The following is a 23346-nucleotide window of genomic DNA, read 5'->3' as shown; positions in this document are numbered from 1 at the left end:
GCTCCAGTTCGCACCGTTCTCGTCCTGAGCCGAGACGAGGTCACCCTCGGCATCGTGGACATAGGCAGCGAGCTGTCGAACGACCTGGCCTTCCCTGATCTCCCAGAGGCTGTCGATCAGTCCGCTTTGCGCATGGGGACGGGTGCCCACATGCGCCATCGTGACGTCGCCCTGTTTGCTGACGATGTCGCTCAGAACCTGTTCGCCGGTGGCGGCAATCACATGGTCGTAGCGCAGGCCGATGGCAAGGCCGTTGCTGGCGTGCTGCGCCACGAGCCGGAAGTGCTGCTTGGCCTGGGTGCGGACCTTGGCGGCGGCGGTGTCGACGAGCTCGTAGGTTTCGCGCCAATCGCTGGGCGTGCCGGCGGGCATGGGTTTGCCGAAGTCCAGCGTCAACAGGCTCGGGCTCAGGCGGGTGAGGGTGACCTCCTCGATGGAATCGCGGTGGTGCTGTCCCACGGCGAGCAGGGGGTAGGCGTGGCTGCGGCCATCGGCACCGTGGTAGACCAGGCTCGGCTGGCCCTGCCGAGGGCCCTGGACGGGGGTGGCGATGTCCACGCGGGTGCTGTAGGGCGTGAGCCAGCGTGCGCCGAGGCTGCCCTGGTCGAAGGCGCCCAGGTTGCTGCGATAGGTGCGTGCCCATGTGATGGGCAGGGGCGCGGCCAGCACGAAATCGGTGTGCGTGAAGCTTTCGCAGCCCATGGCCAGGCTGATCGCGCCGCCTTCGCTTGAACGCGCGGGGCAGTTCTTGCAGCCGGGATCGCCGCCGGGGCCGGCTTGTGCGGCGGCCAAGCCGACTTCGCCGCCCGGCTTCTTGCTGTCCACCCGCGCGCCCTCGGAAGCGTTCACGATGCCGTTTCGGCGGTTCTTGCGCTTGAGCAAGGCGGTCTTCAGCATCTTGAGGAGCGACTTGATGCTGTTGCGCTCGGCTTCGCTGGCCATTGCCTGCAGCTTGCCGCGTGCGACTTGCTTGATGTTGAGCAGGGCGCCCATGGTCTCCTTGACCCTGTCCACTGCCCACGCCGGAATGAGGCCGGAGGCCGCCTTGCTGACGCGGTTGATTCCGCTCTTGGCGGTATTGCTGGCCGAGGTGCCCCAGGAACTCAGCGTGCTCAGCAGGCTGCCCATGGTGGTCTGGGTATGGGGGTCGTAGGTCTTTCGCTCGATCGGCGGAGTGAGCGTGAGCAGGGGCTTTTCTCCGAGGCCGCGCTGCATGATGTCGAGCAGGGCGTCCACGACCGCGTCGATCATGTTGGCGCAGTCCTTCAGCATGCTGTCGAGGAGCGCCATGGCCTCGTCGACGAACTTGTCGATTTCTCCGGCAATGGTGTCGTTCAGGTGGCCGACGGCGACGGTGACCACGGCCTCGCCGGCATTGGTGAAGGCGCGGCCGGCCTGGTCCTTGATCACGCGCCCGGCGTTCTGCTTGATGAGGGCCAGCATGGGCCGCAGGCTCATGCGCGCGGCCGCCATGGTCGGCGGAAAGGGAATGACGCCGATTACGTTGATGACCAGCGACACCCACTCCAGGAACTGGTTCCAGGTCTTCTTCTGGATCATGCGCACCACGTCCATGATCGCGTCGGCAAGCGCCATGATGTTGCCGACCACCGGGATGCTGCCAGCCACGGTGGACAGGCGCGCCAGTGTGATCCAGCCGTCGCTGATGCTTTGCAGCCAGGCGTCCAGCTTGGCCGCACCCTTGCCGATGTCTTCCTGCGCGATGGCGTTCAGCGGCGCCACCGCCACCTGGGGTTCGCGTTCCTGTTCCTCTTGCGCCGGTCGATTCTGTTGTGGCGTGTCGCCTGCCATTTTTTGTTGCCCCTGAACTGGATGCTTGCTTGCTGTTGATGGATGCGGCCGTCAGCCCGCGAAGCCCGGTGTTTGGCCCGGCATTCGGGCCGACGCGCTGGGCAGCAACCGGGGCACCATGCCGGCGGCGGCCTGGGTGGCCTGCCCGAGCAGCGCCTTGGCACCGCCTTGCTCGATCGCCTGTGCGGCGCCGACGGCCTGCTGGACGAGGCCCGCCGCCTGGCCGAGCTGTCCCGCGAGGCCGCTGGCCCGGCCCAGGGCGCCGCCGGCAATGCCGGCAACACTGGCAACACCACCACTCACACCGCCGAGCAAGCCGGCTGCACCGCCGCCGTCAGCGGCGTCGGTACCCGCAGTGGCGGCGGGCCTTTCGGGCCAGCGATCAGGCTGGCCGAAGTAGCTGCCCTTGTCCCAGGGATCGCTCGGGTCCTTGCCAAACGTGACCTTGGCTTGTCCGATGGGAAGGCCGGAAACGCTGGCAAAGCCATTGGCGTCGAGCTTGCCCGTGTGCGTGCCGCCATCGGAGTCCACCACCGTGTAGTCGCCTTGCTTCACGCCCTGGCGCGTGGCGCCGTCCGCCTTGATGTACTGGTGATACAGGTCGAGTTGCCCCCTCGGAAGCTGGGGCGGCTGCGGCAGCCGGGGCTGTCCGTCGCTCTTGGGCCCCACCATCGAATGCGAAGCCGCATGCGCACGCCACTGTCCGTTGGTGCCGCTCTCGATACCGCCGGCATTCCAGCGCGTGTAGCTGGAGCCGCCGTTGATGAGGACCTCTTCCTTCGCCGTGATGGTGATCCGGCTGGCCTCCATCTTGATGTCCAGCTTGGCCAGCGCGTTGATGCTGTCCTTGAGCGCCGTGATGTCGATGTCGGCCGCGGCTGCCGCCATGCGGATGCCGTGATTGAAGGCGACCATGCGCACCGCGTCCTTGGCGCTCACCAGGAAGCTGTTGCCCGTGGCCACGCTGGTGTGCGCACCGCTGCTGATGGCGGTGTGCTCCACGCTCACGAGGTGGGTGCTGGCGGCCGTGGTGGCCTGGATGCCCGCCGGGCTCGCCAAGGTCAGGTGCGGTTCCTGGAACTCCGGGAACTCGCCCTGGCCCGACGGGCCGCCTTGCCCCCTGATCGCATCGTTCTGCGCCTTCAGCGCCCGGGCCACCTCGTCCTGGTCGCCTGCCTCGTGCGCCTTGGCCTGCTGTGCCACCTGGCTCAGGCTCTCGTGCAGGTCGCGCCCTTCGGTGAGCCGGCCCACCGTCTCTCGCATGTCGGTGATGTGGCCCTGGGCATTGGGCCGCGCCTCGGTGCTCAGCAGCAGGCCGCGGGCGGCACGGATGGCGCCATGCCCGTCGGTGCGCAGCTCGAAGCCCTGGCCGCGGTCGTCCTTGCGCCCGGCCGTGTCCTCGATGCGCCCGACGTGGCCCAGGCTCAGGCTGGTGCTCTGGTGGTCGCTCTTGAGCTGGGCCTGCACCTTGCCGCTCGAATCGTCCAATGCCAGGTGGTTGCTTTTGCCGCCGCCGAGCTCGCGGCTGCGGATGCCCGTGAGCTGCTTCTGCTGGGGCAGCTGCCATGCGGGCATCTCGTCGGCGTTGTGCACCCGGCCGGTGACGATCGGGTGGTCGGGGTCGCCGTTGAGGAAATCGACGATCACTTCCTGCCCGATGCGCGGCAGCGCGGCCGCACCGAAGGTGGCGCCAGCCCAGGCGGTGGACACGCGCACCCAGCAGCTGGCGTTCTCGTTTTTCTGGCCGATGCGGTCCCAGTGGAACTGCACCTTGATGCGGCCGTAGGGGTCGGTCCAGATCTCCTCGCCGGCCGGGCCCACCACCACGGCGGTCTGCGGGCCGCGGGTGCGCGGCTTGGGCGTGCTGCGCCGCGGGCGCCACGCGTAGCTGGTGGGCTGGGCCTCGAAGGCGAAGCGCTGCACGGAACCTTCGGAGGCATGGGCGCCTTCGCTGGCCTGCAGGTTCTCCTGAAGGTCGTACTCAACAGCCAGCAGCAGGTGCTGGCGGTTCTGGTCCTCGCGCGGATGGTCCCGCAGGCGGAAGGTGTGGCCCGGCGCCAGTTCGCGCAGATTGGCGCGGCCCTTGACCCGGCTGCGCTGGCTCAGCTGTTCTTCAGTGCGGATGCGCGCGTAGGTCTCGCCGTCGTCGTGCTGCAGGTAGTCGCCCGGCCATTCGTACTGCTCATGGCCATCGTGCTCGTGGCCCGGGGGCATCTGGCGCCGGCTGGCGAGGTCGGCCTGGGGCTTCTCGAAGTCGTAGTGGTTGCGAAAGTGATGGCCAGGACGGATCTCCTCGGCCTGCGCCCATTCGTAGATGCGCTCGCTGGCCTCCAGCCCGCCGGTCATGCCGGCCTTCTCGTGCGGGTGGTAGCGCACGGTCTCGCCGCCGGGCAGTGGGGCGTGCGAACTGGCGATGTCGTCGGCGAAGACCAGCACGTGCTGCTCGGCCTCGTGCCTGAACCAGAAGTAGATGCCTTCGTGCTCGCACAGGCGCGAGATGAAGTCGAAGTCGCTCTCGTGGTACTGCACGCAGTAGGTCCAAGGACGATAGCTGCGGTGGAGCTTCTGCTCCATCGGATGGCCGTAGCGGCCGAGCACAGCCGCAACGATCTCGGGCACGGTCTGGTCCTGGAAGATGCGGAAATCGGAGCGGCGCGTGGCCAGCCAGAGCCACGGACGCAGGCGCATCCTGTAGAAGGCCTGGCGGTCGTCTTCGTGCGACAGGCCGAAGCGGGTGACGAGGCCGGCCAGGTAGCGCGGGGCGCCGCTCTCGGTCTCCATCACGACGGTGGCGGGTTTGCCCAGGATGGACTTGGGGTCCAGCGCATTGCTGCTGCCCAGCAGGTCCAGGTCGAAGGCGTAGGCCTGGCTGAGCGCCTCGCGCCCCGCCAGCCGGTGGAATTGCAGTGCCTCGCCCAGCGGCGTCTGGATGGTGACGCGGCGCTTCACGAGCCGCCACCTTGCAGGAACGTGGTGTCCATTTGACCTCCCTGATCTTTTTCTTCTTCTGGAGAAGAAACTAGCCAATCAACTGTCTGGATGCAATGTGTGTGACAGGACGCATCAAACAGCTGGATTATGCAAGAGGCCTTTATTCATTCCCTGGTAATTCGGCACGGATCGGGGCTATTTGATCGCAGTTGCCGAAAGATGTAATCCATACGGGCTACATCACCCGCATGCTGTGGAACTCGATGAAACCCTTCAGGTTAACCCGCGAGTGCGCGCATCTCGGCGATGAGGTCGGCCTTGCCTTCGAAACCGATGCCGGGCAGCGGCGGCAGCGTGACGTAGCCGTTCTGCACCTTCACGCCGTCGGGGAAACCGCCGTAGGGCTGGAACAGGTCGGGGTAGCTTTCGTTGCCGCCGAGGCCCAGGCCCGCCGCAATGGCCAGCGACATCTGGTGGCCGCCGTGCGGAATGCAGCGCGAGGGCGACCAGCCGTGCTCCTTCAGCATGTCGAGCGTGCGCAGGTATTCGACGAGGCCGTAGCTCAAGGCGCAGTCGAACTGCAGCCAGTCGCGGTCGGGCCGCATGCCGCCGTGGCGGATGAGGTTGCGTGCGTCCTGCATCGAGAACAGGTTCTCGCCCGTGGCCATGGGGCCGGCGTAGACCTCGCCGAGCTTCGCCTGCAGTTCGTAGTCGAGCGGGTCGCCGGCTTCCTCGTACCAGAAGAGCGGGTATTGCGAGAGGGCGCGGCCGTAGTCGATGGCGGTGGCCAGGTCGAAGCGGCCGTTGGCGTCCACCGCCAGTTGCTGGCCGGGGCCGAGGATCCTGAGCACCGACTCGATGCGCTCGCAGTCCTGCGCGAGCGTGGCCCCGCCGATCTTCATCTTGACCACCGAGTAGCCGCGCTCCAGGTAGCTGGCCATCTCGCGCTGCAGGCCCTCGACCCCCTTGCCCGGGTAGTAGTAGCCGCCCGCGGCATAGACGAACACGCGCGGATCGGGCGTGCCGCTGCCGTAGCGTTCCGCCAGCAGCTGGTAGAGCGGCTTGCCGGCGATCTTGGCGACCGCGTCCCACACGGCCATGTCGATGGTGCCCACGGCCACCGAGCGCTCGCCGTGGCCGCCGGGCTTTTCGTTGATCATCATGCGGGCCCAGATCTTGTGCGGATCGAGGTTGTCGCCGGTCTCGTCGAGGAGCGAGGCGGGCTCGGCCTCGAGCAGGCGCGGCAGGAAGCGCTCGCGGATCAGCCCGCCCTGGCCGTAGCGCCCGTTGGAATTGAAGCCGTAGCCCACCACCGGCCGGCCATCGCGGACCGCGTCGGTGACCACCGCCACGAGGCTCAGGGTCATCTTGGAGAAGTCGATGTAGGCGTTGCGGATGTCCGACTTGATGGGACGCGTGGACTCGAGGATGTTGACGATCTTCATGGTGCTTGTGGCTTGAGGAAAAAACGAAGGGGACTCAGCGGTGCAGCGAGGCACCGCCGCAGATGGCGATGTCCTGGCCGGTGATGGCCGCGGCCGGCGCCGACAGAAGAAAGGCCACCAGCGCGGCGATTTCCGCGGGCTGGATCAGCCGGCCGATGGGCGGCAGGCACGGTGCGCTGCCGGCGCGCGCCGGGTCCTGCAGCATCGCGGTCTGCGTGGCGCCGGGCGACACCACGTTGAGGGTGACGCCGCGCTCCGCGACCTCGGCCGCCCAGCTGCGCGCAAGCGCGACCAGCGCCGCCTTGGTGGCGGCGTACTGGCCGCGGCCTGGCATGCCGTGCGCCACGCGGCTGCCGACGAACACCACGCGGCCGCGGCCGCGCGCGGCCATTGCGGGCACCAGCGCATCGGCCAGCCGCGTGGCGGCGTCGACGTGCAGGCGCCACATCAGCTCGCCGCCCGCATGGTCGAGCTGCCCGAGCGGGCCCACGCGCAGCACGCCGGCCGCATGCACGAGCGCATCGGCATCCTGAAGAGCGGCCGCGGCGCGCGCGATGGCCGCGGCATCCGCCAGGTCGGCCGCCGCATGCGTGAAGCCCGCATGCGACAGCGTGGGCGCCGCCAGGTCGAGCCCGCTCACGCGCCAGCCCTCTTCGAGCAGGTGCAGCGCGATGGCGCGGCCGATGCCGCTGCTGCTGCCCGTCACCACGGCATGTGGGGCGGCTCCATCATTCGACACGGATGTTGCCCGCCACGATGATCTTCTTCGAGCGCTCCATGTCGGCCTGCTGGAACTTCGCGAAGTCGTCGACGCTGCCCGGCGTCAGCAGCAGGCCCTGCGCATTCAGCGTCTCGCGCATGTCGGTGCCCAGCGCCTTGTTCACTTCGGCATTGAGCCGCTGCGTGATCGCGGCCGGCAGCCTGGCCGGACCCCAGAGGCCGTACCAGCTGTAGAACTCGTAGCCCGGAATGCTCTCGCCCACTGTGGGCACGTTCGGCAGGCTGGTGGCGCGCTGGGCCGAGGTGACGGCCACCACGCGCAGCATGCCGCTCTTGTGGTACTGCAGCGAGCCGAGGATCGGATCGATGAAGCCGTCGATCTGCCCGCCGATCAGGTCCTGGAAGGCCGGCGCCGTGCCCTTGTACGGCACGATCAGGTAGTCGAGCCCGCCGGCGCGCTTGAGCAGCTCGGTCGACAGGTGGCCGGCCGAGCCGATCGAGCCCACCGCGAAGGTCATCTTGCCCGGGTGCGCCTTGGCGTAGGCGATGAGCGACTTGACGTCGGTGATCGGCAGGTTCTTGTTGATGGCCACCGACAGCGGCGCCTTGGCGACCAGCGCCACCGGCGTGAAGTCCCGGGCGACCTCGTAGGGCACGGACTTCATCGTCATGGGCGCCGTGGTGAAGGTCGAGGCGTTGAACAGCAGCGTGTAGCCGTCGGCAGGCGCCTTCGACACCACGTCGGCGCCGATGACGCCATTGCCGCCGGGCCGGTTCTCCACGATGAAGGGCTGGCCCAGCTGGTCGCCGAGCTTCTGCGCGAGCAGGCGGCCAACGGTGTCGAGCGTGCCGCCGGGCGGGAACGGGATCACCACGCGCACGGGGCGGGTGGGCCAGGGCTGGGTCTGCGCGAAGCCGGAGGACGCCGCGGCGAGCGCGAGGGCCGCGAGTGCGGCGCGCAGGAAATGGGTGCGTTGCATGTCTCTTGTCTCCTTGTGTTTTTCGGGGGAAGGGCGGCCTGCCTTCCGTGTGTTCGCTCAGCGCTTCGACAGCCCCGCCTGCGCCACGGCGACGCGCAGCGCGTCCATCTCGCGCGCGTTCGGCGCCTCGGTCGGCGGGCGCACCGTGGCGTTGGCGAGCACGCCGGCCAGGTACATGCCGCCCTTCATGCGCGCATGCGCCTCGCCGGTGGGTTCGCCGCCGCCGTACACGGCGTCCTTCAGCGGCGTGATCAGGGCCTGCACCGCCATCGCCTTCTTCAGGTCGCCGGCCTTGACCGCGTTCCACAGGTCGATGATCAGTTGCGGAATGAAGGTGGCAAAGCCGACCAGCGCGCCGTCCACGCCCTGCACCATGGAGGCCAGCAGGTACTCGTCGTGGCAGGTGAGGATGGCCTTGGACGCATCGGCCTCGCGGATCGCCTGGATGTCGCGGGCATACTTGTTCATGTCGCGCTGCCCGACCTTGAAGGCCTGCAGGTAGGGCAGGCGGGCCAGCTCGGCCAGCAGCTGCGACGAGTAGGAAGCGCGGGTCCAGGCCGGGTACACGTGGCAGACCAGGTCGAGCTCGGGCGCGGCGCGGTGGATGGCCTCGAAGTACTGCAACGCGTGGCCCGGCGTGAAGCCGAAGCGCAGCCAGTGGTGCGGCGGCATCACGTCGAGCGCGGCCGCGCCGGCGGCCTGGGCGGCGCGCGCATGCTCGGCGGCTTCGGCCAGGCCTTCGCACACGATCGACGAGATCACCGGCATGCGGCCGCGCAGTTCGTCGGCGACGATGCGCGTCACCTCGGCACGTTCGGTCGGGGTCAGCGAGAACACTTCGCCGGTGTGGCCGTTGGTCATGACCGCTACCACGCCGTCGTGCCCCGCGAGCCACGAGGCGAGCTTGCGCAGCGCCGGTTCGTCGATGCGGTGGTCGGTGGTGAAGGGGCAGGAAATGGCGGGAATGATCCCGCGATAATTCGCGATGGAAGGCATGCTGTGTCTCCGTTGGGGTTCAAGGTGCAGGAATGCCCGCATCTTTGGCCGGCAGGGCATGCACCGTCCAATACTCGAATCGCATACAACTATTCAATCGCTCGCACCGCGCATGGGCCCCGGCAACCGACCCCTCGACCTCGAATGGCTGGAAGACTTCCTGGCCCTGGCCGAGAGCGGCAATTTCTCGCGCGCGGCGCAGGCGCGTTCCATCGCCCAGCCGGCCTTCAGCCGCCACATCCGCGCGCTCGAGGAGTGGGTGGGCGTCGACCTGTTCGACCGCAGCGCGCACCCGGCCGCGCTCACGGCGGCGGGCAAGCGCTTCCAGCCGCTGCTGCAGGAGGTGCTGGCCGCGCTGGAGGCCGCGCGCATCAAGGCGCGCGCCGCGCACGACCTGGCCGCGGCGAGCCTGAGCTTCGCCGCCACGCACGTGCTGTCGCTGACCTTCTTCCCGCGCTGGCTGGCCAGCGTGGAGGCACGGCTGAGCCTGGGGCCGATCCAGACCATCTCCGACAGTTCGCAAGCCTGCGAAGACCTGATGCTGCAGCGCCGCGTGCAGTTCGTGCTGTGCCACGGCCATGCGCGTGCGCCCGGCCGGCTCGACGAAGCGCAATACCCCGTGCAGCGCCTGAGCGGCGACGTGCTCGTGCCGGTGGCGGCGCCGGACGCGCGCGGCCTGCCGCAGCATGCGCTGGGCACGCAGCAGGCGCCTTCGGTGCTGGCCTACAGCGAGGCCTCGGGACTGGGGCGGATCATGCGGGCGATCCAGGACAGCGAGTTCGGCAAGGACTTCGCGTCCTCGCTGTCGGTGGTCTTCACGGCGCACCATGCCGCGCTGCTCAGGACCATGGCGCTCGAAGGCCGCGGCCTCGCATGGCTGCCGATGAGCCTGGTGGCGGACGACCTGCGCGGCGGCGCGCTGGTGGATGCCGGCGCGGGCGGCTGGCGGGTGCCGGTGGACATCCGGCTGTACCGGCAGCAGGCCCACATGGCGCCCGTGGCGGAGGCGCTGTGGCAGCTGGTGAGGGATGGCACTGCGCAGGCAGACCGCGGCGGCTGAACGGCCGTTTGCCTGGGGCGGCTACGGTTTCTCCAACGATCTGCGTGCGAACGCGATGCAGGCCGACAGCGCGAGCGCCGTCAAGCCCAGCAGCAGGACCTGGCGCAGCACTGCCGACGTGCTTGCGTCCGATGGCGCCTCGAAGCGAGGCAGCCTGTCGAAATCCTCGGCCGCAAGTCCTTGGTAGCTCATGATGCGCGGGACGAAGAAGTCACGCCACGCGTCTTCGTAGGCGTTCACGCGCTGCACGTGGCGCAGGTAGCGCGGCGCATCGATGCCGGCCAGTCGGTCCGCCGCCATGGCCAGTGCCAGGCTCGGCGACAGCCAGTTCCTGCGCTCCAGCCAGGCGAAACGGCGGGCGCGGGCGTCGTCGAAGCCTTCCATCAGGGGCCGGATCCGGCGGTCCTGCGCGAGGTAGCGCGGCAGGAAAGAGACCGGCCACGCGTGGCTGCGGGACGCGAAAGGCGCGGCTGCGGGATGCGAGGCATACCAATCCGCCAAGTGCTCGTCCATGTGAACCTCGGCCTCCTGCTGCGCATCGCGGATCGCCGCAATGGCGGCCAGCCGCGACGGCATCGGTGCCTGCCGGTCGGCCCATGCGGCCAGCGCGGCCGGGATGGCAAAGGTCGACAGCAGCCAGCACGCAAGCAAGCCGAGGGCCGCGGAACCCGAGGACACCGGCAGCAGGCAGAACAGGCCGGCCAGGGCCAGCCAGAAAGCACAGAACGCGGCCACGGCGGCCAGCCAGCAGAACAGGGCCCCTGCGGTGGCACCCGGATCGAGCGCGAAGGCGAGCGACGAAGCCGCCGCGGCAATGCCCCAGGCCGCGAGGCCGCGCAGGCCCAGCGCCACGGCAACGACCTGCGCGGGCCGGGCGCATTGCGCCACCACCCATGGCCATCGTCCCTGCTCGCGCTCCTCCTGCACCAGCCCGCAGGTCAGGCCCAGGACCGCCAGGGGCAGCAGCAACGCGAGCACGGTGGAGAAGTCGGGCAGGCCAAGGTCCTCCAGCAGCGGGCTGCCAAGCCGTTCCGCCTTGCGGGCATCGGTATGGCGGCTTTCGACGGTCACCCGCGCATCCGGACCCAGCAGCTCGAAGGTTCCAGTGCCGAGCGCCAAGCCGCCGAGCGCCGGCAACCGGGCCGGCGGCGCATCGCCGCGCGCGAACTGGAAGGCCGCCATCATGGCCTGGGTGCCGTCTGCCGGCGGGACCGCCATGGCCCGGGCCTCGAGGCGAAGCTGCTCCCAGTCCTCTTGCTGCGCCATGGCCGCCGCACGGTAGTCGCGCGCGGCAAGGCCGGACCATGCCGCGCTCGCACCGAGCAGCAGCGCAAACACCGCAAGCACCCAGAGGTTCAGGCGCTGCTTCAGGAAGCGATGCCATTCGGCGCGCGCCAGGCGCATCGGCATGGCGGTCATGGCTGGAGCTTTCGCACGCTGGCGGCCAGCAGCCATCCGGCGCCCAGCGCCCAGGCCAGCAGCAGGGCGAAATCGGGCAGGGCGGCCTTCAGCGCAAAGCCGATGCCTGGCGGGACATAGCGGAACGCATCGATGGAACGCCACAGGCCGTTGTCCGCGTAGCGGTCGTCGAAGGAGGTCAGGCCGCGCGTGTTGTCCGCGTCCCACTGGTCGATCTTCGCGTTGACGTGGCGCCGATAGGCTTCGGCGGCATCTTCGAAGTGGCGCTGGTGCATGAGATCGGTGCCTGCCATCTTCATCGAGATGGCGCGCATCGCCATGGCCGGGCTGAACGCGGCCGCCGCGCGCAGCCACTGCGCCTGCAGCATGTGGCGCCGCCACAGCGCGTCGAAGTGAAGCGCATGCACCCGGTCCGCATAGGCATCGCGCGCCATGCGCCGCACCGCCGCGACGCCGAAGGGCAGGTCTTCCAGCCGCCTGGCACCGTGGCGCTGCAGTAGCTCGGCCTCGAACGCCTTGCCGCGCGTGGCGAGGTCGGGGTCGCCTGGAAGGCCCTGCGTGTAGTCGCGCTGGATGCCGCTCCAGAAGCGCTCGGCCGTCGGCAGCGGCACGGCGCGCTCGGCCGCCGCGGCGCCCAGGCGCGGCACGACGAAGACGAAGGCCACCCACAGGCCCAGCAGCACGAAGAGGCTGAGCCGGCTGGTGGGAAGCCATGCCGACACCGCGAGCACCAGCGCGGCAAAGATGCCGTAGTAGAGAAGAAACGATCCCGCCGCGAGCACGCCGCGCCCGATGGCATCGGCCTGCGGAAAACTCCCGGCCGCCGCCAGCGCGAGGCCGCCGCCGACGCAGGCCAGCAGCATCAGCGCGACGACCGACATCAACGCGGCGAACTTGCCCGCCAGCAAGCGGCTGCCCGGCAGGCCGGCGCTGTGCAGCATGCGCAGCGTGCCGCTCTCGCGCTCGGCGCTGACGGCGTTGAAGGCCAGCGCAATGATGAGCAGCGGCAGCAGCGCCACCAGCGCAAAGGCCGGTGTCAGCTGGCCGAAGCGGACCGAGGGCGTTTCATCAGCCGCGGGACGGAAGCGCGTCATGTTGCGGCGATGCGGCTCGAGCCAGAGCGCCTGCCCGAGGTACGGATCGAGCCCGGGGTCGATGGCGGCGAGGGGTGAATCCGGGCGCAGGGCGTAGAGACCGAAGTGCGCGCCGCGGTGCGGATGCTTGTCGCCCTGCGCGTCCCACTGGGCGCGCACGGCCGCGGCCACCTGCGCCTTCTCCGCGGCAAGCCGCCGATGCTGCTGCGCGGACGTGACCAACAGGCCGGCGAGCAAGAGGCCCATGGACAGCGCCAGCACCGCAAAGCGTCCGTCGCGCAGGAGCGCCCGCAGTTCCTTGCGCACGACCGCGAACAGCCTCACGAATGCGCCTCCGGATCGCCGCCGCGCGTGTGGGCGAGGTAGGCGTGTTCCAGCTCGCCGTGGTTGACCGTGTGCGCATCGAATTCGGCGACCAGCCGGCCCTCCTTCAGGATGCCGATGCGGTCGGCCACCTGCCTGGCATTGAACAGGTCGTGCGTGGCCATCAGCACCGCCATGCCATTGCCGGCGGCGGCGCGGATGCGCTGCGCGAAATCGTTGGCGGCCCCGGGATCAAGCCCCGAGGTCGGCTCGTCCAGCAGCATGGCCTGCGCCTCTTTGGCGTCGGCGATGGCCAGCCCCACTTTCTGGCGCATGCCCTTCGAATACGTGGACACCCTGGCGTCGTGCGCCGGTGCCTGCAGCCCCGCCCGCTCCAGCAGCCCCCGCGCCGCAGTGCGCGAGAGCGCGATGTCCGCGAGGGTGCAGAAATACCGGAGGTTCTCCACGCCGCTCAGGTACGGATAGAGCGCCACGTTCTCGGGCAGGTAGGCCAGCCTTCGGCGCACCTGGGCGGCCTCGCGCACCGGCGAGGAGCCCGCCACCCGCACCTCACCGAAGGCCGGCTGCACGAAGCCCAGGAAGACGTTCAGCGTGGTGGTCTTGCCCGCGCCGTTGCCGCCCAGCAGCGCGTAGACGCAGCCGGCGCGAACCCCGAGGTCGAGGCGGTCGATGGTGCGGCGGCCCCCGCGCTCGACCGTGAGCGCGCGCAGCGAAAGGATCTCTTCTTCCTGTGCCATGGAGCGCGCGTCAGAAGAAGTAGCGCACCGACGCGCCCACCTGGGTGCGCGGCTGGGGCGAGATCAGCAAGCCGGCCGATGAACCGTAGGCAATGTCGGAGGCGAAGCGATGGGGCTGGAAGATCGCGAAGACGGAAAACTGGAGGTTCTCGCGGTCGTAGGTGGCCTTGAGGTCGTAGCGCGTGTAGGTGGGCATCATGTGCAGCTGTGTCTGCGGCGTGCCCACGTAGTAGGGGTTGTTGGCCGTCAGGTAGGCGTCCACGTTGAGCGTGAGGCGCCCGGCCCCGAGGCGCTGCCGGTATTCGGCGCCGAGCTTGAACTGGTGCTCGGGCACCGAAAGGCGCGCGCCCGTGTTGGGCAGCGGGTTGTTCACGCGCGCTTCGACAATGCGGCCATAGCTGCCGTAGACCGACCAGCGCGAGCCGAGCCGCAGCCGCGTCTCGAGTTCGTAGCCCTTGCGCGTCGTGTCGCCCACCGACTTGTACGAGCCGTCGGGCTGCGCGACGATCTCGTCCTGGTTGAGCGTGTGATAGGCCACCCCCGAGGCCGTCCAGCCCGGTGCGGCGGTGAACGCGAAGCCGATGTCGCGGGACTTCACCTTGGACGGCGCAACGCCATACACCGTGCCTCCTGCCGCGCCCAGCGGACCGGTCGCGCCGCTGCTGCTGATCTGCTCGGCGGCCGGCGAGCGGAAGCCCTCGGCCACGTTCGCGAACACCTCGAGTGCCGGCGTGATGCCCCAGACCGCGCCGATCTTCGGCGTCGTCACTGCGTCCTTGTAGACGGTGGAGGCGCCCGGCAGCTTGCGGTTCTGGATGTCGTAGTCGAACCAGTCGCGCCGCACGCCGCCCAGCAGCTTGAAATTGGATGCCAGCCTGTACTGGCCCTGGGCAAAGAGGCCGTAGGTCAGCAGATCGAGCTGCTGGTTGTTCACGTAGTTGGCGGTCGGCAGCCACGAGCGCCAGATGCGCCGGCTGGCATCGCCGGCGTCGCGGCGCAATTCGCCGCCGAAGATGAGCGATGCCTTGTCGCCGAAGACCAGGTTGTGCGCCAGCCGGCCGCCGTAGAAGTGGCGGTCGTCCGAACCCACCGTGTGCTGCACGCTGCTGCTCGCAGTGCCGCGCACGCGCTCGAAGCGCTCGGCGTACGCGGTGGCGGACCAGCCTTCCTCGCCCACCGCCGGGCTTCGGTTGAAAACCAGCGCGGTGCGCTCGCCGCTGCCGAAGCCCGGCAGGTTGAACTGGGTCGAACGTGGATCGACGGCGCCGCGCTGCAGGTCCGGCAGCAACAGATAGCCGGCCGCGACGGCGTCGGACTTGTAGTGGTTGATGCGCAGGCTGTAGAGGCCATCTCCCACGCGCGTCGAGAGTTTCCAGAAGAGGTTGTCGCGCGCGGTCTTGCCGTCGCGCCGGTAGCTGTCGGTGCGATAGCTGTCGGCGATGAGCAGCGACTGCACTTCGTTGAAGCTGTTCGACAGCACCAGCGAGGCTCGGCGGCCGCCATGGCTTTCGAGCGAAAGCCCCACGCTGGAAGGGATCGGGCCGCTTTGCGTCGCCAGGTTGACCGCGCCGGCGCGGTTCTGGTCGCCGTAGAGCGCGGAGATCGGTCCCTTGATGACGTCGATGCGTCCGATCATGTCCGGGGTGATCCATTCCAGGTACGCCGGCCCATGTCCGGCGCCCGCCTGGCTCGAAGGCATGTTCTGCGGCACGCCGTCCACATAGACCGCGGTGTCCGCGCCGTGCGTGCCCTGGGTGGCGAAGCCCCGCATGCGAAAGCCGTTGCCGGTGTCGCCCTGGTCGATGTTGTTGGCCACCACACCGGGCACGCGCCTGAAGACGTTGGAGATGTCGCGCCCCACGTTGAGCGTGCCGATCTCCTCGGCCGTGATCACGCTCAGGCCAGAGGGCAGGCCGGTGCTGTCGCTGGTGACCGCCGTGCGCCTGTGCTGGCGCTCGGCAGCCTCGTCGTTCGCGGTCACGCTGACCTCGCCGAGCGTCTGGACCGAAGGCTGCGCGGCCGCGGCCCCTGTGCAGGCGACACCGGCAATCAGCGTGAGGGAGGAGGGGAGCCGACGTGTGAAGTTTGCGAGCGCGTTCATGAATGGGAGGAACCCCGGGCCGGGCGGCGGCACGGAGTGGTGGCTGAAGTCTTGGGAATTGTTAATGATATTGCATTCGCAATAACAAACGAAACCACCACTTCCGTTGCCGCATTCGTGATGCGTGCCTTCGACGTGCACCCGTACGCCGGCCGGGGGGCGCCCTCAGACGCTGCCGAGCGTCGGCAGCAGCGCGAGCAGTGCGCGCACCAGCGGCGAATCGTCCGCCTTGCGCCATACCGCCAAGGTGTCGATGTAGGTCTTCTCGCCCTTGAGCGAGCGGTACGCCACGCCCTCGCGGTGCAGCGCCTTGACGCAGGCCGGCACCAGCGCCACGCCCAGCCCGCCGGAGACCAGGCTCACGATGGTGTGCATCTGGCGCGCCGGAAACAGGCGCGGGCTGAAGCCGCGCCGCATGCAGGTGGCCACGATCGCATCGAACACCTGCGGCCCGAAGTGCCGCTCGAAGCCCAGGAAGCGCTCGCCCGAGAACTTCTCGAGCGCAATGCTGCCGGGCCGCGCCAGCGGATGCGCCTCGGGCATCGCGAGGATCAGCGCGTCCTTCTGCACCAGCCGCGAGCCCAGCGAGGCGGGCATGCTGGAGGGCTGCAGCACCAGGCCCACGTCGAGCCGGCCCGATTCGACGTCGCCGATGATCTGGTCGGTCGTGCCCTCCCACAGCGCGATCTCGGCGCGCTCGTTCTCGTCCGAGAACTGCCTCAGCACACGCGGCAGGAAGGAGTAGGCCGGCAGGCTGATGAAGCCGATCGAGATCGATCCCATGAGCCCGGCTGCGGCCTCTTGCGCGCGCCGACGCAGCGTGTCCATGCCGAGCAGCACGGCGCGCGCGTCGCGAAGCGCTTCGTCCCCCGCGCGCGTGATCGCGATGCGACGCGAGGTGCGCTCGAACAGCGTGACGCCGAGTTCTTCCTCCATCTCCTTGATCGCGAGGCTCACCGGCGGCTGCGACAGGTTCAGGCGCTGCGCCGCGCGCCCGAAGTGCAGCTCTTCGGCCACGGCGATAAGGCAGCGGAGGTGGCGGATTTCCATCTATCTGAATTTTGTATTGATCGATACGAATTCTAAATTTGTTGCTATCGATGTCGAGTTCTAGACTTTGCTTTGCTGCAGCAACTCCAATCAATGACCGATCTCCCCACTCCATCTTCTTCCCGCGTCGCCGTCGTCACCGGGGGCGCGCGCGGCATCGGCCTGGCCATCGGGCGCTGGTTCCTGGCGCATGGCTACAGCGTCGCGCTGCTTGACATCGACGGCGCCACGCTCGACCTGGCGGTGGCCGAACTCGCGCAGCCTGCGAAGCTGCTCGGCCTGCACTGCGACGTATCGCAGCCGTCGCAGGTGGACAGCGCCGCGAAGGCTGTGATGGAGCGCTTCGGCCACGTCGATGCGCTGGTCAACAACGCCGGCGTGGCGGTGTTCAAGCCGGTGCTCCAGACTTCCTTCGAGGAATGGCGCACCGTGCTCGGCACCAACCTGGACGGCGCGTTCCTGTGCACGCAGGCCTTCGGCGCGCTGATGGTCGAACGCGGGAGCGGCGCGGTGGTGAACATCGCCTCGATCTCCGGCCTGCGCGCCAGCACGCTGCGGGTGGCCTACGGCACCAGCAAGGCGGCGCTCATCCACCTGACCAGGCAGCATGCGGTGGAACTGGGCAACGCCGGCGTGCGCGTGAACGTGATCGCGCCGGGACCGGTGGAAACCGAGATGGCCAAGCTCGTGCACAGCGTGGCGATCCGCTCCGACTACTACGACACCATTCCGCTCGGCCGCTACGGCACGCCGGAGGAAATGGCCAATGCCGTGGGCTTCCTGTGCAGCGACGAGGCCAGCTTCATCAACGGCCAGGTGCTGGCCGTCGATGGCGGCTTCGATGCCGCCGGCGTCGGCCTGCCGACCCTGCGCCGGGGCATGCCCGTGCCTCCCGCCGGCCACGCCTGAAAGACGCCCGTCAATATCCGCGGGATGGCTCGACGATGTTGTCCGGCAATTCGCCGGCTGAGACGCGAAGGATGTTGGCCGCGATCTGCCTGGCCGAGGATGATGGAATGGCCACCGATGCAAGGTGCGGGGTGATGAGCACGTTGGGCATGCCCCACAGCGCATCTCCGGCCGGCAGGGGTTCGCGCTCGAAGACATCCAGCGTTGCCGCGCCGATGTGGCCACTCTGGAGGAGCTCCGTCAACGCGGCCTGATCCACCAGGGCGCCCCTGGCGACGTTGACGAATGCAGCGCCGGGCCGCAATTTTTGGAGGCGGGCGCGATCGAAGAGCTGCCTTGTCTGCGGCGTGAGCGGCAGCATCAGGACGACGATGTCCGCTTGGCCAATCACGGAATCGAGCGTCTCCATGCCGGCCGAACACTCCACGCCATCGATCTGCGCAAGGCTGCGCGACCAACCCAGCGTCCTGAATCCCTGGCGTTGAATTTCATGCGCTGCCCTGGCTCCCAGATGCCCCAGTCCCAGCACCGCAACGGTCATTTCCTCCGGCGAACGCGGGTGGCGATAGGTCCACTGGCCTGAGCGCTGGGCCTGCTCGAAGAACGGAATATCCCGGGCGTGCCGGAGCACCGCGAACAGGACATACCCGGCCATCATCCGCGACATCTGCGGATCGGTAATCCGGGTGATGGGAATGTTCCCTGGGAGGTCGTCGCGCCCCACCAGCGAGTCGACTCCGGCGCCCAGGTTGATGATCAGCCGCAGATTCGTCATCCGTTCGAAAATGCCCTGCGGGGGTTTCCAGACCATGGCGTAGTCGATCTCTTCCGGCCGCTCGGTCTGGCTTGCGTGGATCACCTGGAGTGCCGGAAGCTGGGTCTGAAGCGCCTTCTTCCAGGTCTGGAAATCGTCGAAGTCGCTATAGAAGGCCAAGGTGCCGACAGCCGCTGCTTCAGGAAACGTCATCTTCAGGAAACCTGTTTGTTCTTTCGCACCAGGCGCGCGACGGCCTCGATGGCGAGCTCGTAGCCGTCCCCGCCGAGTCCGGCAATGACACCATCCGCCACCTTGGATATGTAGGAGTGATGGCGGAAGGGCTCGCGCTTCCAGATATTGCTCATGTGGGCTTCGATGATCTTCCCTGGAAAAGACAGCAGGGCATCCAGGATGGGGATGGACGTGTAGGTCAAACCGGCCGCATTGATGACGATGCCGTCCGCGACACCGCGGGCTTCCTGGATCCAGTCGATCAGCTGTCCTTCATGGTTCGACTGCAGAAAACGCAGGCGGACGTCCAGCGAGGCGGCCTTTTGCTCGCAGCGCGACTGCAGGACGGGGAAACTGTCCGTGCCGTAGTTCTTGTTGGAGTCCAGGCCATAGAGGTTGGCGTTGGGGCCGTTCAGGAACCAGACGGAGATGGGAGGATTCGAGGTTTCGGTCATCGTTTCTCAAGCTTCGTAGGGTTGGGTGGCCTGCATGGCGGGCAGGCTCTGGAAAGCTTCGTTCCAACGGGCGGCGATGCCGCATTTCGCGCGCCAGTTCAGTTCGGGAAATCGGAAGTCCAGATACCCCAATGCGCAGCCGATGGTGATCTCGCCGATGGTGGGCTTGTCGTGGGCCAGCCCGGATGCGATGGTTTCGATCGAGGCGAGGCAGGCCGTGACTTTGGTCAACAGGGCCTCGCGCCAGGTGGGCCACTGGAATTCGGGGGGACGCGCCGTCAGCTCGTAGCGCGCCAGCAGCGCGGCGTCGAGCAGGCCATCGCCCAGCGCCTGGCGGCTGAGCGCTGTCCATCGATCGGCGCCGGACGCGGGAAATATCGTCCCCGCGTCCGCCTGGCTGGCCAGGTACTCGCAGATCACCCGGCTGTCGTAGAGGACCTGGCCGTCTTGCAGGATCAGGGTCGGCACCTTGGCGAGCGGGTTGTGAGCCGCGATGCGCGGGTCGCGTCGAACCGGATGAGCGGCGCTGTCCAGGAGCTGGATTTTATCGGCCTGTCCGGTCAGATGCGCGCACACCATGACCTTTCGCACGAAGGGCGATGTCGGAGCGAAGAGGAGTTTCATCATCAGGGCACCAGCACCAGCTTGCCGAACACCTTGCCGCTTTCCAGCATGGCATGCGATGCCGCGGCCTCGCCGACCGGAAAAGTGGCGTGGATGCGCGGCGTGATCCGCCGGCTCTTCAGCAGCGGCATCACGTGGTGGGCCAGGCCCTTGGCCATGCGGGCCTTTTCGGCGTGGCTTTGCGGACGCATGGTGGAGGAGTGCAGGCTCAGCTGGCGCTGCATCAGCGTCAGCAGTTCGATGCTGACTGCCGAGCCCTGCATGAAGGACAGGCTGACATGCCGTCCGCCGAAAGCCATGGCTTGAAGATTGCGGCGCACATAGTCGCCGCCGACGATGTCGAGCACCACGTCCACGCCACGCCCCGCGGTGTAGTCCAGGCAGGCCTGGGTGAAGTCGGTGGTGGGCCAGCAGATCGCCAGATCGGCGCCGAGGGCCTCCAGTTCGGGGAACCGGGCTTCATCGTTGTCGGTCACGATGACCGTGCAGCCGGCCGCATGGGCCATCTGGATCGCCAGGGTGCCGATGCCGCCCGCGGCGCCGTGGATCAGCACCGTCTCGCCCATCGCCAGACGCCCGAGTTCGAACAGGTTGTGCCAGACGGTGAAGAGTCCTTCGGGCAAGGCCGCGGCCTCGATGTCGGACAGAGGGGCCGGCACCACGAAGGAATGATCGACCGACGCCGTGCACCACGGCGCATAGCCCCCACCGGGCACCAGGCTCATGAGCCGCTGGCCCACCAGCGCGCTGTCGGCACCCGGGCCGCAGGCGACCACCTCGCCGCACACCTCCAGTCCGAGGACGTCGGTGATGCCGGGCGCGGGCCTGGCGATGCCCTGGCGCTGCATGACATCGGGCCGGTTGATGCCGGCGGCGAGCACGCGCAGCAGGACTTCGCCGGCGCCGGGGACGGGCATGGGGCGCTCGGCCAGCACCAGCACGCTGGCATCGCCGGGCTCCCGGGCGACGATGGCTTGCATTGAACTTGGAAGGGAGGTTCTGACGTCGGTCATGGGGCTTGCCGGGGCTGTTACTTGCGGGAGCTGAAGACGCTGATGCCTTCATCGAGAAGCGCCAGCCCGGCGACCGAGCCGACGGGCCAATGCTGCATGGCGCCCAGGCCTGCACTGCGCACCGTGACCACCTGCCGGGCCGTCCTCGGAACATCCACATCCAAGTAGGTGTTGATGTGGTCGCCCTGGAAGACGTGGTGGATCACGGTGCCGCTCAGGACCGAACCGGCATGCAGGCTTTCCAGCAGGATGTGTTCCGGCCGGACGTAGACGTCCAGCCTTTCGCCTTCGTGCGATGCATCGACCAGCCGAGCCTGCGGCAGGCTGAGATAGCCGGAGCCCAGGCGCAGCTGGATCTCGTGGGCGGTCTTGCCGTGGTAGTGGGCCGGCAGGATGTTCACGTCGCCAAGAAAGGACGCCACGAACGGATCCTGCGGACTGCGGTACAGGTCGGCCGGCGATGCGATCTGGCGGATGACGCCGGCCGACATCACGGCGATGCGGTCCGACATCGCCAGCGCCTCGCCCTGGTCGTGGGTGACGAAGACCGTCGTGAGGCCCAGGCGGCGCTGGATCTCGCGAATCTCGACCTGCATCGAGCCGCGCAAGCTCTTGTCCAGGGCCGAGAAGGGCTCGTCGAGCAGCAGCACCTTGGGCTGGATGATCAGTGCGCGTGCCAGCGCCACACGCTGCTGCTGGCCGCCGGAGAGTTCGCGCGGCTTGCGGTGCCCCAGGCCGGTGAGCTTGACCATGGCCATCGCTTCCTTGACGCGCTGGGCCACCTCGTCCTTGGGCACGCCCCGCATCCGCAGTCCATACCCGATGTTGCGCTCCACGGTCATGTGCGGAAAGAGCGCGTAGTTCTGGAAGACGATGCCGATCTGCCGCTTGTGCGGCGGATCGCTGGTCACCGGCTGGCCCTCGATGAAGATCTCGCCGCTGTCGGCCTCGGCAAAGCCTGCGATCAGGTTGAGCAGCGTCGTCTTGCCGCAGCCCGACGGACCCAGCAGGGTGAGGAATTCGCCACGCTTGATCTTCAGCGAGACCTCGTGCAACACGGTCTGGTCGTGGTATTTCTTGACCACGCCCTCCAGGCTGACGGCTGTGTCGGCCTGCGGATGCGAAAGGCCGGGCTGCGCTGCAGGGTCGGAGTGGACTACTTTCATGCGCGAACGATAAGCCAGGAGTCCGTGTCCGGGCCTTTGCCGAAATTGAGGCGGCCCCTCGGAAAAACGAAAGGTCTCGATAGCCGCTGGGGCACGGCCCCCCCGCGAGGGCCTTCGGGCAGCGCTTTGCTTTTTCCTAAGCCCTGAGTCCGAAAAACGTGATTTTCAAATGCAGTGTGCTTCTTCAGACTCGCCTGCATCGATGGCTGGTGTCTCCAGGCTGCCTGGCGACGTGCATCAGTGGCGATCTTCTTTAGGAACACAAATGTCAGTGGAAAAAATCAATACCTTGGTGGTCGGCGCTGGCCAGGCCGGCATCGCCATGAGCGAGCATCTTTCGCTCGTGGGCGTGCCGCATGTGGTGCTGGAGCGCAACCGGATCGCGGAACGCTGGCGCTCGGAGCGTTGGGATTCGCTGGTCGCGAATGGCCCCGCCTGGCATGACCGTTTTCCAGGGTTGAAGTTCGAAGGAGTTTCGCCGGAGGCATTTCCACCGAAAGAGCGCATGGCGCAGTATTTCGAGGACTACGCCGCCATGCTGAAGGCGCCCGTGCGCACCGGTGTCGAGGTCAAGCAGGTGGAACGCAACGTGGGCCGCCCGGGCTTCAAGGTCACGACCTCGGAGGGGGTCATCGAAGCGATCAACGTCGTTGCGGCCACCGGACCTTTCCAGATTCCGGCCTATCCGAAGATCGTTCCCGAAACCGGCAGCATCCAGCAGCTGCATTCCTCGGTGTACAAGAACCCGGGCCAGTTGCGGGAGGGCGCCGTGCTGGTCGTGGGTGCGGGCGCTTCAGGCTCGCAGATCGCCGAGGAGCTGCGCAAGGCGGGCAAGACGGTCTATCTCTCGGTGGGCGAGCACTACCGCCCGCCGCGTTCCTACCGCGGCCGCGATTACTGCTGGTGGCTGGGTGCCCTGGGCCTGTGGGACGAGGTCAAGACCAAGCCCAAGAAGCAGCACGTCGCGTTTGCCGTCAGCGGCTACGAGGGCGGCAAGACGGTCGATTTCCGTCGCCTCGCGCACATGGGCGTGACGCTGGTCGGCCTGACCAAGGCCTGCAAGGACGGTGTCATCGAGTTCGAAGAAGGCCTGGCCAGGAATGTCGCGGAAGGCGACCAGGCGTACTTCGACGTGCTGCGCGAAGCGGATGCCTACATCGAGCAGAACGGCTTGCCCTTTGCGCCGGAGCCCGAAGCCTGGGAGCTGCTGCCGGACCCGGACTGCCTCAAGGACCCGATCATGAGCCTGGATCTCGCCAAGGCCGGCATCACGACGATTCTCTGGGCCACCGGATTCACCTTCGACTACAGCTGGCTGAAGGTCAATGCCTTCGACGAAAAGGGTGCGCCCTTTCACAAGCGGGGCATCTCCGCCGAGAGCGGCATCTACTTCCTGGGACTGCCGAACCTGGTCAACCGCGCCTCGTCCTTCATCTACGGCGTGTGGCACGACGCGAAATACATCGCCGACCACATCGCGGTCCAGGACGCATACATGTCGTACGGCAAGACCTGAGCCTGC

General features: G+C 68.0%; 19 protein-coding genes. 3 read left to right on the top strand and 16 right to left on the bottom strand.

What is annotated here, in order from left to right; all coding sequences use genetic code 11:
* The 6 genes from EJO66_RS30800 to EJO66_RS30775 all read right to left on the bottom strand — a co-directional run.
* Nucleotides 1-1812 (bottom strand): DUF6531 domain-containing protein (locus EJO66_RS30800; protein ID WP_240648920.1); only part of this gene is annotated, 1812 nt, incomplete at its 3' end.
* A 51-nt stretch (nt 1813-1863) separates the two neighbouring features.
* Nucleotides 1864-4761, bottom strand: coding sequence for a type VI secretion system Vgr family protein (locus tag EJO66_RS30795; protein ID WP_125967061.1), 2898 nt, complete (start codon nt 4759-4761; stop codon nt 1864-1866).
* A 260-nt stretch (nt 4762-5021) separates the two neighbouring features.
* The gene (locus tag EJO66_RS30790; RefSeq protein ID WP_125967060.1) at nt 5022-6188 is read right to left on the bottom strand and encodes a mandelate racemase/muconate lactonizing enzyme family protein; all 1167 of its coding nucleotides are present in this window, start codon (nt 6186-6188) and stop codon (nt 5022-5024) included.
* A 34-nt stretch (nt 6189-6222) separates the two neighbouring features.
* Nucleotides 6223-6927 (bottom strand): SDR family NAD(P)-dependent oxidoreductase, encoded by a 705-nt coding sequence (locus EJO66_RS30785; RefSeq protein ID WP_125967059.1) that lies wholly within the window; start codon nt 6925-6927, stop codon nt 6223-6225.
* Nucleotides 6917-7888 carry a Bug family tripartite tricarboxylate transporter substrate binding protein gene (locus tag EJO66_RS30780; RefSeq protein WP_125967058.1) on the bottom strand — a complete coding sequence of 324 codons (972 nt, stop codon included), beginning with the start codon at nt 7886-7888 and terminating at the stop codon, nt 6917-6919. The genes EJO66_RS30785 and EJO66_RS30780 overlap by 11 nt, the downstream gene beginning before the upstream one ends.
* Before the next feature lie 57 nt (nt 7889-7945).
* Complete coding sequence (locus tag EJO66_RS30775) at nt 7946-8884, bottom strand: dihydrodipicolinate synthase family protein (protein WP_125967057.1); 939 nt, start codon at nt 8882-8884, stop codon at nt 7946-7948.
* A gap of 112 nt (nt 8885-8996) precedes the next feature.
* Here EJO66_RS30775 and EJO66_RS30770 point away from each other — a divergent pair, with 112 nt between their 5' ends.
* Nucleotides 8997-9944, top strand: a complete 948-nt coding sequence (locus EJO66_RS30770; protein WP_125967056.1) for a LysR family transcriptional regulator — start codon at nt 8997-8999, stop codon at nt 9942-9944.
* Between the two features lie 21 nt (nt 9945-9965).
* Here the strand turns inward: EJO66_RS30770 and EJO66_RS30765 are convergent, their stop codons facing one another.
* From EJO66_RS30765 to EJO66_RS30745, 5 genes are all read right to left on the bottom strand, one after another.
* A complete protein-coding gene (locus tag EJO66_RS30765; protein ID WP_164547956.1) occupies nt 9966-11363 on the bottom strand; it encodes a DUF3526 domain-containing protein in 1398 nt (465 codons plus the stop codon).
* Nucleotides 11360-12781 (bottom strand): DUF3526 domain-containing protein, encoded by a 1422-nt coding sequence (locus tag EJO66_RS30760; RefSeq protein WP_125967054.1) that lies wholly within the window; start codon nt 12779-12781, stop codon nt 11360-11362. The genes EJO66_RS30765 and EJO66_RS30760 overlap by 4 nt, the downstream gene beginning before the upstream one ends.
* Nucleotides 12778-13518 (bottom strand): ABC transporter ATP-binding protein, encoded by a 741-nt coding sequence (locus EJO66_RS30755; protein WP_125967053.1) that lies wholly within the window; start codon nt 13516-13518, stop codon nt 12778-12780. Before EJO66_RS30755 ends, EJO66_RS30760 begins: the two co-directional genes overlap by 4 nt.
* Before the next feature lie 10 nt (nt 13519-13528).
* Nucleotides 13529-15619 carry a TonB-dependent receptor gene (locus EJO66_RS30750; RefSeq protein ID WP_125967052.1) on the bottom strand — a complete coding sequence of 697 codons (2091 nt, stop codon included), beginning with the start codon at nt 15617-15619 and terminating at the stop codon, nt 13529-13531.
* A gap of 165 nt (nt 15620-15784) precedes the next feature.
* Nucleotides 15785-16669: a LysR family transcriptional regulator gene (locus EJO66_RS30745; protein ID WP_125967051.1), complete on the bottom strand. Its 885-nt coding sequence runs from the start codon at nt 16667-16669 to the stop codon at nt 15785-15787.
* A 93-nt stretch (nt 16670-16762) separates the two neighbouring features.
* On the opposite strand from EJO66_RS30745, the gene EJO66_RS30740 reads away from it, so the two are divergent.
* A complete protein-coding gene (locus tag EJO66_RS30740; RefSeq protein WP_125967050.1) occupies nt 16763-17578 on the top strand; it encodes an SDR family NAD(P)-dependent oxidoreductase in 816 nt (271 codons plus the stop codon).
* Nucleotides 17579-17588: 10 nt separating this feature from the next.
* Here the strand turns inward: EJO66_RS30740 and EJO66_RS30735 are convergent, their stop codons facing one another.
* The 5 genes from EJO66_RS30735 to EJO66_RS30715 are packed head-to-tail and all read right to left on the bottom strand — an operon-like array spanning nt 17589 to nt 21824.
* Nucleotides 17589-18545 (bottom strand): 2-hydroxyacid dehydrogenase, encoded by a 957-nt coding sequence (locus tag EJO66_RS30735; protein ID WP_125967049.1) that lies wholly within the window; start codon nt 18543-18545, stop codon nt 17589-17591.
* A gap of 2 nt (nt 18546-18547) precedes the next feature.
* A complete protein-coding gene (locus tag EJO66_RS30730; protein ID WP_125967048.1) occupies nt 18548-19021 on the bottom strand; it encodes a type II 3-dehydroquinate dehydratase in 474 nt (157 codons plus the stop codon).
* 6 nt (nt 19022-19027) lie between these two features.
* Nucleotides 19028-19645 carry a glutathione S-transferase family protein gene (locus tag EJO66_RS30725; RefSeq protein ID WP_206168910.1) on the bottom strand — a complete coding sequence of 206 codons (618 nt, stop codon included), beginning with the start codon at nt 19643-19645 and terminating at the stop codon, nt 19028-19030.
* A 2-nt stretch (nt 19646-19647) separates the two neighbouring features.
* Nucleotides 19648-20625: an NAD(P)H-quinone oxidoreductase gene (locus EJO66_RS30720; RefSeq protein WP_125967046.1), complete on the bottom strand. Its 978-nt coding sequence runs from the start codon at nt 20623-20625 to the stop codon at nt 19648-19650.
* A 50-nt stretch (nt 20626-20675) separates the two neighbouring features.
* Nucleotides 20676-21824 carry an ABC transporter ATP-binding protein gene (locus EJO66_RS30715; RefSeq protein WP_125967045.1) on the bottom strand — a complete coding sequence of 383 codons (1149 nt, stop codon included), beginning with the start codon at nt 21822-21824 and terminating at the stop codon, nt 20676-20678.
* A 265-nt stretch (nt 21825-22089) separates the two neighbouring features.
* Here EJO66_RS30715 and EJO66_RS30710 point away from each other — a divergent pair, with 265 nt between their 5' ends.
* Nucleotides 22090-23340, top strand: coding sequence for a flavin-containing monooxygenase (locus tag EJO66_RS30710; protein ID WP_125967044.1), 1251 nt, complete (start codon nt 22090-22092; stop codon nt 23338-23340).
* The last annotated feature ends 6 nt before the right edge of the window (nt 23341-23346 follow it).

The organism is Variovorax beijingensis, assembly GCF_003951285.1.
In the GTDB taxonomy this organism is placed as follows: Bacteria; Pseudomonadota; Gammaproteobacteria; order Burkholderiales; family Burkholderiaceae_C; genus Variovorax; species Variovorax beijingensis.
Note: the sequence above shows the minus strand (reverse complement) of the source record. Positions and strands in the feature narration are given on the sequence as shown.